Here is a 6,559-nt window from a genome sequence, read left to right as displayed (position 1 = left end):
CCCGCCGGGATCGGCGGGTCGTACTGCCATCACCCCCGAGCTAAGTGGCCTGCTGGCCGACGACCGCCACATCTGCGATCAGTTGCTCGATCGGATGGAACGGGTCATCCGGTTCGAGGATGCCTGGTTCCCCTTCTACCTGGACGAGGTCAACACCATCACTCCACCGAAGAAAGCAAAGCGAGCGATGCCAGTCGGCCAGACACCAAAGCAGGTATCGAAGGCCACCAGGGCAAGACAGGGTGAATTTGCCTATCGGCAGCGAACTCCATCCGACGCTTGTCTCCTCAACAGCACAGAGACTGAAAAGTATACATATCCGTCAAAAACAGCAAAAACGGAATGATTTTTTTTCGTTTCTACAGTATAACGCTCATGATACGACACAGCTTGTCGTGACTTGTTGTCAGCATGGACATTGATAAATGAGCGGTTACGGAATGCAATATAGCCAATCTGGTGAGATTGATCTACATGACTTACTAGTGATGCTATGGAAAAATAAATTAACAATTGTTTTTACAATGGCATTGTTTTTTATTTTAGGTATTAGTAATGCGTTGTTAACACCAGAAAAATGGACGGCTAAAAGCACCATCTCCAGCCCAAAAAACCAAGATACTTACATATTGGACCAGTTCAGAGAAAATATTAAGTTATATGGTTTGCACGGTGTTCCTAGTGCACAAGAATTGTATGCTAAGTTCATACTTGACTTTAATTCAAATGAAAACATCAAAAATTATCTCAGAAATACAGAACAGTTCAGGGAATACGTAAAGACCAATAACCTAGGCGGCATAGAACAACAAAAAACGTTGCGTAAGTGGTCTTCATGGATTTCAGCCACTCCAGGAGATGTTGGCGCAGTTTTATCAGTATCTTCACTAACTCCAGATATGGCAACGCAGCTGCTTGATGGTTACATAGAGTATGTCATTCAGCTACAGCATAAAGAGATAATTTCAGTATTAAAAAACAATAGAAACATGAACTTGGCTAACCTTAGAACTAGTATAAGGTTACGGACCGATGATGCAAAAAGAAACCTCAAAAATGAGATAGATAACCTTAGTAATAGCTTGGAAATTGCAAAAGCGGCGGCTATCAATAAACCTTTAGAAAATTATAATCAGAATGGACGATTCCCCATTGCGCTGGGAGTTGATGGCCTTTCTAAAACATTAGTAGTACTCAAGTCAATAGCAATTGAAAAATATATGCCTGAGTTAATAGAGTTAAAAGTTTCAGCTGATAGACTTAAAGATGTTGCACTAAAAGATATCACTTACCGTCCTTTTTCTTATTTGGATTCGGATAGCAAGCCGTTTAGCAGGGATGAGCCTAAGCGGGCGTTGATTGCAGTGTTATCGACATTGTTTGGTGGAGCTATAGGCATCGCAATAGTTTTTATTAGAAGTTATTTCATTGTACCTAAGAGACATCAACTGAAGAGCATTGAAAATAGTATTCACATTGCATCAGCTGCTGGTTAAAATCGATAGTTCGTGCTGTATAGCACCTACGATAATTTCTATGACTGTACAGATCTAGTTATCACCTGACACTGGCCTCAAACCGGTGTCTTGTTTACGCTACTTTAATGCGCACTTCCTTTGGTATCAATTTCAGACCCTTCTTGAACATTCTGTAGGGGGTCTGCCCCTCCATCATCCTGCCCTGATGTGGCCGCTTTCCAGATAGCGGTCCTGGTCTGTCTGCATCTGCTCCACGGTAATCCCCCCGAAAATCCGAGGTACTCATAAGTAGAATTTTCTCGTATCTTGAACGCAGGAGGTTCTACATGAAAACATCACGCTTTAGCGATGCCCAAATCATCGCCATCCTCAAACCGGCCGAGTCTAGCTCACCCGTCCCTGAACTTTGCCGCGAGCATGGCATCAGCTCCGCGACCTTTTACAAGTGGCGCGCCAAATTCGGTGGCATGGGTGCCTCTCTCATGGCTCGCCTCAAAGAGCTGGAGGAGGAAAACCGCCGTCTCAAGAAGATGTATGCCGAGGAGCGCCTCAAAGCCGAGATCATCGCCGAGGCCATAGCAAAAAAGTGGTGACGCCATCTGCCCGCAGGGAGATGGCTACCAAAGCCGTGTCACTCTTTGCCATTTCTATCCGGCTAGCCTGCAACATCTTCAAGGTCAGCGAAGGCTGTTATCGCTATCAACCCATGCTAGCCGATGAAAACCAGCTTATTGCGGATTGGTTGCTGCGTATCACCAACAGCCAGCGGAACTGGGGCTTTGGCCTCTGCTTCCTCTACCTGCGTAACATCAAAGGGTTTGCTTGGAACCACAAGCGGGTCTACCGGATCTATCAGGAGCTTGAACTGAACTTGCGCATCAAGCCCAAGAAGCGACTGGTACGTGAAAAGCCACAGGCTCTGGCCGTACCTGCGCAACCTAACCACTGCTGGTCGATGGATTTTATGCACGATCAACTGAGCGAGGGCCGGTCAGTGCGACTGTTTAATGTGATCGATGATTTTAACCGCGAGGCGCTGTGCATTGAGGTCGATTTTTCATTGCCCGCTTCACGGGTCAAGCGCGCACTGGAACAGGTGATTGAGTGGCGTGGCAAACCGGCGATGATCCTGTGCGATCATGGACCAGAATATATCAGCAAAGTGCTCAAGGCGTGGGCGGCGAAACAGGAGATCACCTTGGGGTATATCCAACCAGGCAATCCTCAGCAGAACGCGTACATAGAGCGGTTTAACAGAACGGTACGTTACGATTGGTTGGCTCATCATCTGTTTGGCACGCTGGAGGAGCTCCAAGAGTTTGCAACACAATGGCTGTGGGTTTATAACCATGAGCGGCCCAATATGGCGCTGGATGGTTATACCCCCAAAGCAGCATCTGGCAAAGGCTGTATGACCTCTACTTTTGAATGCCCCTAAAAATGGGGGGATTACCAAGCGACGCGTGTTTTTTTGTGTGCAGCCCAGTTATACCTGTCAGTTATGACGGGCTGGGCAGGGCAGCCTCACGGCTGGCCGGTTTCTTAGGTGCCCGGTAGTTCCAACCCTGTTCAGCTCGTCACCAGGCAGAGATTGGAACCTCTACGGTGGCGTTAACCAACTTCGATTGGTGTACGCACCTATGAACAGCATCAGCTTCCATGATACCCATTTCAGTGTTATCCCCCACCACGGCCAACCTTGGCTGACTGCCGCCCAGATCGCCCAAGCCCTTGGCTATGCCCGTGAAGATGCCGTGAGCCGCATCTACACCCTCAATGCGGGCGAATTTACCCCTTGCATGACCTTGACCGTCAATTTAACGGTCAAGGAGTTCGGCAACGGCAGCAGCGAGAAAGAGGTTCGGATTTTCTCCCTGCGCGGCGCACATCTGATCGCCATGTTCTCCCGCACCGCGCTCGCCAAAGAGTTCCGCCGCTGGGTGCTCGATGTGTTGGATCGGGAGACCGCAGCCCATCCGCAGCCCCTCACCGTGCTGACCGACGACGAGCTGTATTCGCTGGCGTGGCTCTGGCGCGCCGCCGGCCAACCCAGCCAATAACGGTGATCTGCTCGACCAACTGACCCAGACCGAGGCTGCCTGGGCCACCTGCGCCGCCCAGGTCGACAGCCTTATCGCCTGCCAGCAACGCCACCAGAACGGGAGGGAGCATGGAAAAACCAAAACAGATCCGTGAGGTACTGACCCGCTGCGTGCCCCACCTCAAGACCAACCCGGACAAGCTGCACATCTTTATCGCCCCGGGCAATATCGAAAGCACCGGCGCCCGCTCGCTCTCGTTCGAGTGGCAATACCCCCTCACCATCGGCATCGAGGACTTTGCCGGCCACCCGGACCAAATCATGGTGCCGCTGCTGGCCTGGCTGCGCCAACACCAGCCCGAGCTGATGACCAACGACGAGCAGCGCAAGGAAGGCATCACCTTCGAGGCGGAATACCTCGCGAGCGACCTGATGGACCTCATCATCACCGTCAAGCTGACCGAGCGGGTCAGGGTGTGGCAAAACGAACAGGGGATTGGCTGGGAGCACCTGCCAGAGCCGCCGGAAGACCCCTATGACGGCATCACCTGGGAACTCTTTATCAACGGGGAGCATCAGCCATGGCCGCCGATGACCTGAACCGCCTGACCCATTGGGCCGATGGCCTGCTTGCCAGCATGGAACCCGCCGCCCGCCGTCAGTTGGCGAGCGAGATGGCCCGTACCTTGCGCGCCAGCCAGGCCCAGCGCATCCGCACCAACCGCCAGCCCGATGGCAGCCCCATGGCACCGCGCAAGCCACAGCCCAAGCTGAAGCAAGGCCGGGGGCGCCTTCGCCGCAAGATGTTCTTCAAGATAAGCAACCCCACCTGGCTCAAGGCCCGCGCCAGTGAACAGCAGGCCGTGGTGGAGTTTGTCGGCACCGCCAACCGGCTCGCCACCATTCACCATAACGGGCTCAAAGACCGCATCAAGGGCCGCGAGATCCACTATCCGACGCGAGAGCTGCTGGGCATCACCAACCAGGAGGTGGAAAAGTTGGAGGAGTTGTTGTTGGCCCATTTAAGCACATGACATCACTTCAGCATGGCCTGTAGAATCAGGGACTTATACGACCCCACTAACAAATCAACTTAGGACGGTGGAATGAACAGGCAAGCTGCTTTGAGTCTACGGGAACAACGAAACCAACAACGCCTTAATCGTATGGAGCCAAAATTAATAGATAGTGACAATCCAAATCCAGCCATTCCGTTTTGGCAAAAAACACTGTTGTTTTTACCTGTTATTTACGCAGCCATTTATTTTATTGGTTTAACGTATCACATCGGTTACCTAAGTGAATTCAATCTGAACCCGTATGAGTTTCAACAGCCTGCAGACCTTCTCTTAGTTAGGGGTGGATATTCATTATTTAGTTCTTCAGCGGTTAGCAACCCTATTATCCCTGCATTTTTCTTGGTATTTTCACTGCTAACGATCATTTTCTATTCTACTCTCTCGCCCAGAAGTGTGAAGACGACCAGCATAGATCTACCCCCCAAATACCGTCGAAACAAAAACATTCGGATGTTACTCGAGTTAACAGAGGAAAAGATAAATAAAACCAGATCGCGACTTAGTAAGTTTTCACCAATCATCGAGCAGCTTATTGTTTTAAGTGTTTCAGTTTTCTGCTTTCTATTTATATTATCACTATCATTACAAAGTGGAATTACCGATGCCGCGCGACAAAAAAAGGAGCTTTACTTACCTAACTCTGCCAATATTATGGTCGTATCTTCATTGTTGAATGATGGCCCATATTTACGCGTTACTTGTAACTCGAGTCATTGTGCCTTTTGGAACAAAACCGGGACCCATCTCCTACGCCATGACCAAGTAAACCAGACTCTGCTACTCCCCCCTAAAAAGGCCAAGAAGTCCTGACAGCCCGGCACAGGGCCGCACCGCTGTGGCCCTGTGTTTGCCCCCTGCCGAAACAGACATCCCCTGCCCTGACGGAAATCGCTACCCTGCTGCTGGTGTTGTGTGCTGTCGGGCGGGTTTGTGTCGATTGGTGGTTGATTGGTTGCGGTTGGTTGCGCGATACTGCGCAGGCAACGGCAAAATCCGTTGCCGGGATTGGCGTCCCGACTTGAACTAAAGCGCACAACACGCGCCTGCGTGTTTTTTTGTGCGGCCCAGTAGTACCCGCAATCTCAGTTATGGCGGGCTGGGCAGGGGCCCTTCGGGGCGCCGGTTTCCTTTGGTTCGCCGGTACGCCAACCTTGTCCAGTTCGTCACCAGAGATTGGCGTCGATGGTGGCGATTGACCAGAACCGGAGAATCACACCATGGGCAACATCACCAGCCTTACCCCTGCCGAGATTATCAGCCTGCAACAAGGCCAACCTGTCACCACCTCCCTGAAAGTGGCCGAGCTCTTTGGCAAGCGTCATGACGACGTGTTGAAGAAGATCCGTAACCTCGAATGCAGCTCAGATTTTCGTCTCCGCAATTTTGCGGAGACGTTCCAAACCGTCACCATGCCTAAAGGTGCATCGAAGCAAACGCTGGTATGGGAGATGACCAAAGACGGCTTTATCTTTGTGGTGATGGGCTTCACCGGTGCCAAAGCTGCGGCGACCAAAGAGGCCTATATCAACGCCTTCAACTGGATGGCTGAGCAGCTCGCCGCCCAGCGCCCGCAACCGGCCATCAGCCTGACCGATGACGAACTCTGCACCCTGACCTGGTGCTGGCGTGCCGCCGACCGGATGATAGATGCCGCCCGCAGCATCTATCCCTTGCTCGAGGTCGCCGAACACCGCGACGCCGGCCGCTACTACTCAATCATCCACGAGTACCCCTACACCCTGAACCAGGCCCGCAAGATCCTGGCTGACCGTTCCCGCCATATCCAACCCAACACTCACGGCGACAGCGACTGGCCCAAGCTGATCCCCCACCTGCGCCGCGAACCCAAGGCGATCGGCTGGTAACTTGTTGATACAACAGTCACAATACCAAAGGCCCGTATGGGCCTTTTACGGAGATTGTGATAGTTTAATCCGATTCATATAGCAACCGAGTACAGA

8 protein-coding genes and 2 pseudogenes are annotated in these 6,559 nt (G+C 51.6%); 9 read left to right on the top strand and 1 reads right to left on the bottom strand.

Going from position 1 to position 6,559, the window contains the following annotated elements:
- On the top strand, positions 1–346 hold a 346-nt coding region (locus BN1128_RS25940), incomplete at its 5' end, for a hypothetical protein (RefSeq protein ID WP_042870848.1).
- Positions 347–425: 79 nt separating this feature from the next.
- The gene (locus BN1128_RS16860) at positions 426–1,496 is read left to right on the top strand and encodes a Wzz/FepE/Etk N-terminal domain-containing protein (protein WP_042870846.1); all 1,071 of its coding nucleotides are present in this window, start codon (positions 426–428) and stop codon (positions 1,494–1,496) included.
- A 94-nt stretch (positions 1,497–1,590) separates the two neighbouring features.
- Here the strand turns inward: BN1128_RS16860 and BN1128_RS25555 are convergent.
- A pseudogene (locus BN1128_RS25555) lies at positions 1,591–1,736 on the bottom strand (IS481 family transposase); the annotation flags it as partial.
- A 68-nt stretch (positions 1,737–1,804) separates the two neighbouring features.
- Between BN1128_RS25555 and BN1128_RS16850 the strand changes: the two are divergent.
- The 7 genes and pseudogenes from BN1128_RS16850 to BN1128_RS26300 all read left to right on the top strand — a co-directional run bounded on the left by BN1128_RS16850 (position 1,805) and on the right by BN1128_RS26300 (position 6,463).
- Positions 1,805–2,916 (top strand): IS3 family transposase gene (locus tag BN1128_RS16850; protein WP_156140442.1). Its coding sequence is split into 2 segments (ribosomal slippage): positions 1,805–2,054 and positions 2,054–2,916, totalling 1,113 coding nucleotides; the frame shifts between segments, so codons are not numbered across the junction.
- A gap of 202 nt (positions 2,917–3,118) precedes the next feature.
- Positions 3,119–3,538: a BRO-N domain-containing protein gene (locus BN1128_RS16845; protein ID WP_244464611.1), complete on the top strand. Its 420-nt coding sequence runs from the start codon at positions 3,119–3,121 to the stop codon at positions 3,536–3,538.
- Positions 3,516–3,674 (top strand): annotated as a pseudogene (gene lysC / locus BN1128_RS26305) (Rz1-like lysis system protein LysC); the annotation flags it as partial. The gene BN1128_RS16845 and the pseudogene lysC, both read left to right, overlap by 23 nt.
- Entirely contained in the window at positions 3,649–4,119 is a 471-nt protein-coding gene (locus BN1128_RS16840; RefSeq protein WP_042870840.1) for a phage tail protein, read from the top strand. The pseudogene lysC and the gene BN1128_RS16840, both read left to right, overlap by 26 nt.
- Positions 4,101–4,553, top strand: coding sequence for a phage virion morphogenesis protein (locus BN1128_RS16835; protein ID WP_042870838.1), 453 nt, complete (start codon positions 4,101–4,103; stop codon positions 4,551–4,553). Before BN1128_RS16840 ends, BN1128_RS16835 begins: the two co-directional genes overlap by 19 nt.
- A gap of 72 nt (positions 4,554–4,625) precedes the next feature.
- On the top strand, positions 4,626–5,408 hold the full coding sequence (locus BN1128_RS25550; RefSeq protein WP_156140440.1) for a hypothetical protein: 783 nt from the start codon (positions 4,626–4,628) through the stop codon (positions 5,406–5,408).
- 407 nt (positions 5,409–5,815) lie between these two features.
- Positions 5,816–6,463: a Rha family transcriptional regulator gene (locus BN1128_RS26300; RefSeq protein WP_042870836.1), complete on the top strand. Its 648-nt coding sequence runs from the start codon at positions 5,816–5,818 to the stop codon at positions 6,461–6,463.
- The last annotated feature ends 96 nt before the right edge of the window (positions 6,464–6,559 follow it).

The sequence above is a fragment of the Aeromonas piscicola genome (assembly GCF_000820005.1).
Taxonomy (GTDB): Bacteria; Pseudomonadota; Gammaproteobacteria; order Enterobacterales; family Aeromonadaceae; genus Aeromonas; species Aeromonas piscicola.
Note: the sequence above shows the minus strand (reverse complement) of the source record. Positions and strands in the feature narration are given on the sequence as shown.